Raw genomic sequence first — 3,875 nt, 5'->3', positions numbered from 1 at the left:
TCCGCCACGAACCACTCCTCGCGCGCCGGCTCGGTGCCGTCCGCATAGACGACACGCTGGCGAACCAGGCCCCCCGGCGGCTCCCGCCGGGCAGGCGCGACGCCTTGCTGGAGAAAGTCCATCACCTCGCGCCACACCGGCGCGGCGCCGGTGACGCCGGAGACATCGTGCATGGGCCTGCCCGAGAAGTTGCCGACCCACACGCCCACCGTGTAGCGGTCGCTGTAGCCCACTGCCCAGTTGTCGCGCATGTCCTTGCTGGTGCCGGTTTTTACGCTCGCCGCGTAGCGCGTGGCCAGCGGACTGGCGAGACCGAAGGTCAATGCACGCGCAGCCGGGTCGGCGAGGATGTCGCCGACGATGAATGCCGCCTGCGCTGTCACGACCTGCCCCCCTTCATCGTCCCGCGTCTGCACCGCCGGCGTGCTGACCACAGCCCCTGACCAGCCGCCGTTGGCAAGCGTGCGATAGGCATTCGTCAGTTGCAGCAGCGTCACGTCCGCCCCCCCCAGCGCCAGTGCGTAACTGTAGTGGTGGGCATCGCGGTCGAGCGTGTCGAAGCCCAGCTTCTTCAACTGCTGATAGAACGTCTCGTGGCCCACCAGCGTGACCGTGCGTACCGCGGGCACATTCAGCGAAGAGGCCAGCGACTGGCGTAGCGACACGCTGCCCCGGAAAGTGTGGTCGTAGTTTTGCGGCACATACAGCCCCGCCGGTGTCGTGACCGCCAGCGGCGAGTCATCCAGAATCGACGCTGCGGTCAGCAGTTGCTTCTCGATCGCCAGCGCGTAGAGGAAGGGCTTGAGCGTGCTGCCCGCCTGCCGCCGCGCCGTGACGCCGTCCACCTCACCGGCGCTCGACAGGCCGCCGCTGGAACCTACCCAGGCGAGGATTTCACCGGTGAGGTTGTCGAGCACGAGCAGCGCGCCGTCCTCGACATGGCGTCCGTTCAGTTCGCGCAGGTGCCGCGTCAGCGTCTCGACGGCAAAGCGTTGCACGCGTGCGTCCAGCGTACTCACCAGCCGTTGTCCCGGGACAGTGAGCAGCCGGCGCGCGAGATGCGGCGCATCGCCGCCGATGGCGTGCCGCGCTGGCCCGTGCCGCAGTCCCTGCGCCGCCAGCGACTTGATCAGCAGGCATTCTTCCGAATCCATGCCGAGCGCCAGCAGTGCGCAGGCCCGGCGCGCAACCTGCGCCAGGCGGGCATTCGGCGCGCGCACCAGCGACGCCAGCAGGGCACTCTCGCTGCGGTCCAGCCCCGTCGCCCGTTTGCCGAACAGCGCACGCGCAGCCGAGTCAATCCCTTCGAGTTCCCCGCGAAAAGGCGTGAGGTTGAGCCACGCTTCCAGCACCTCGTCCTTGCGCCATGAGCGCTCGATCGCGAGTGCCTGTCGCATCTGCCGCCACTTCTGCAGCACGTCGCGCGCGCCGCCCCTGGCGAGTTCCGGGTGCAGGGCCGCCGCCACCTGCATGGTCAGCGTACTGCCACCGCGCCGCCCCCCGCTCACGGTCTGCCAGAATGCGCCGACCATGCCGGGCCAGTCCACCCCGGCGTGCGCGTGGAAGCGGCGATCCTCGGCGGCCAGCACCGCCGCCACCAACGCGGGCGACACGTCGGCCGGCGCAACCCAGTCGCCACGGCGGCGCTGGTGGTCCACGCGCACGCGCGACAGCGGCTCGCCATGGCGGTCGAGCAGCCAGGCATCGGAGGCACGCCAGTCGGTGCGCACCGAGTCGAGCGCAACGACCGGATACGGCGCGACGAACATCGACAGCGCCAGCGCGCCTGCCGCGACGAGCGAGACAGCGGCAAGCGCAAGGAGGCGGCGGCGTTTCACGGCAGCACTGCGAGCACCGAGTTCGGCACTTCGCCGAACATTTCCGGGGCATACATCGCCTCCACCCGTGTCGCCGGGAGGTCGAAACGACCAGGGTTGTTCACGCGCACCGTGTACTCCAGCTTGAAACGGCCCTTGGGAACGAACTCGTAATAAGCCCGGTAAGCCTCGAAGCTGCGCTCGACGAACATCGGCCCGGTCGCACCGGCGCGCATCTCGCCCTGCGTCAGCGAAGCGGCATCGCGGCCGAGACCGGAGCCCAGGATCGCGGCGCCGCCGGGGATCGGATCATCGACCACCACCCAGGTCATGTCGCTTTGCGCGTCGATTTCCAGCGTCACGCGATAGACGTCGCCACGCGACCAGACCGCCTTGTCCTTCTGCTCCACCGGCGTCAGCGTGCGCTGGATGCGGTAGCCGGTGAACAACGGCGCCTTCAGCGGCAACGCCGCGCGCGCCTGCACGATCGCCCACGGTGCGCCATGGCCGGTATGCGTCAGCGAGAACGTTTCGCGCGCCGGAGGCCATGCGAAGTCGCGCGTCTGCCTGGCATTGCTCACCGGGAGGTTGAGCGTCGTGCCGCCCAGCGTGGCGACCGCGGTGCCGCTTGCCGGTACCTGCTCGAAGGCCTGCGCGAAGCGCGCGATCGCGACCGTGCCCCAGGCATTGGCAACCGTGGTGCCCCAGTGTCCGTGCTTCTGCCGCGCCAGCGACCCGCGCACGAGGCGTCCCATGTCCTCGCGCCAGTCGGCTTCGTTCAACACCGCCAGCAACGCGCGGTTGGCGTTCACGTCCGCCGACACCATGAGCCACCACAGCGCGTCCGTGCGCTCGGTGGAGAAGGTCATCACCGTGCCCTGGAAATTCAGGCGTCCGCGCAGCAGAGCCAGCGCTTCCGGCAGCCGCTCGGCGCGGCGCGGCAACTTGTCCACCCGCTGCAGAATCCCGATCCAGTCGAGCAAGGCCGAGGTCGGCCAGAGCGCCGGGTCGATGCTGATGGACTCGAGCATCTCCGGTTTCGCGCGACCGTGCCGTGCAAGGGCTTCGATGGCGGCGAGCTTGCGTACCGTCAGGTCCGCCGTCGGCAACGCACTGCCGCGTACGATGCGGCCCGTGGCGAACGCTTCCAGTCCCTTCAGCATACGATCCAGCGCCTGTTCCGGCCATTCCCGGCCGCTGGCGTTGGCGATCTGTACCAGATATGCCGTCAGCGCATCGCTGCCCTGTGCCCAGTCCACCGGGAAATAACGGACCAGCCCGTCGTAATCGAGATAGTTGGGCAGGCTGCCGGCGACGCTTTTCCACGAGGCGTCATCGCCCAGGCCGATGGCCCGTGAGGTGCGCTGTTCGATGCAGGTGTAGGGGTAGCGCTGAAAATACTCGCGCACGCCGGACATTTCGCCGACCAGGGTTCCCATCACTTCCACGCGGATGCCGCCGCGCCCCGGCACCGCGCCGTCCGGACGTTCTGCCGGGAATTCCAGACGTTTGTCGAGCTGGGCGAGCGTCGCCTGATAAATCCGCACCGGATGCACTTCGATGACCTTCTGCGCCACACGCAGCCGGTCGCGCGTGTTGTCCTTGGCGGTCGCGGTCACTTCCCAGTACAGGCCGGTGATGTTGACCGGCACCTTGACCGGCACGGAGACGAGCTTCGCTTCGTTGGCAGCGAGTGCCACCGCGGCATGGCCGTTGGCGATCACGCGGCCTTTGGGATCGTCCGCTGGCAGGTCGCGCAGCGACCACTCGAAACGTGCCGACAGCGCCTGGCCGGTGCTGTTGCGCAGCGTGAACATGCCGGAGAATTCGTCCTGTTCGCGCACCAAGGGCGGCAGGCCGGAGAGCAGCATCAGGTCCTGCGTTGTGCGGATGTTGGCGCGGCCGGTGCCGAACCGGTCGGCACCGGCCTGCGCGACGGCGACGATGCGGAAGGCGGACAGCGCATCGTTGAGCGGCACGTCCACCACGGCGTGACCCTGTGCGTCGAGCGGGACGCGCGCCTTCCACAGCAGCAGCGTATCGAACAATTCACGCGCG

The 3,875-nt window shown here is 68.7% G+C and carries 2 protein-coding genes; both read right to left on the bottom strand.

Features of this window, described 5'->3' with window-relative positions:
- Positions 1–1,838: penicillin-binding protein 1C (pbpC, locus tag CAPSK01_RS07515; protein WP_273703265.1), on the bottom strand; the 1,838-nt coding region annotated here is incomplete at its 3' end.
- On the bottom strand, positions 1,835–3,875 hold a 2,041-nt coding region (locus CAPSK01_RS07510; RefSeq protein ID WP_273703264.1), incomplete at its 5' end, for an alpha-2-macroglobulin family protein. The genes CAPSK01_RS07510 and pbpC, both read right to left, overlap by 4 nt.

Origin of the sequence: Candidatus Accumulibacter vicinus (assembly GCF_000584955.1) — a bacterium.
Lineage (GTDB): Bacteria > Pseudomonadota > Gammaproteobacteria > Burkholderiales > Rhodocyclaceae > Accumulibacter > Accumulibacter vicinus.
Note: the sequence above shows the minus strand (reverse complement) of the source record. Positions and strands in the feature narration are given on the sequence as shown.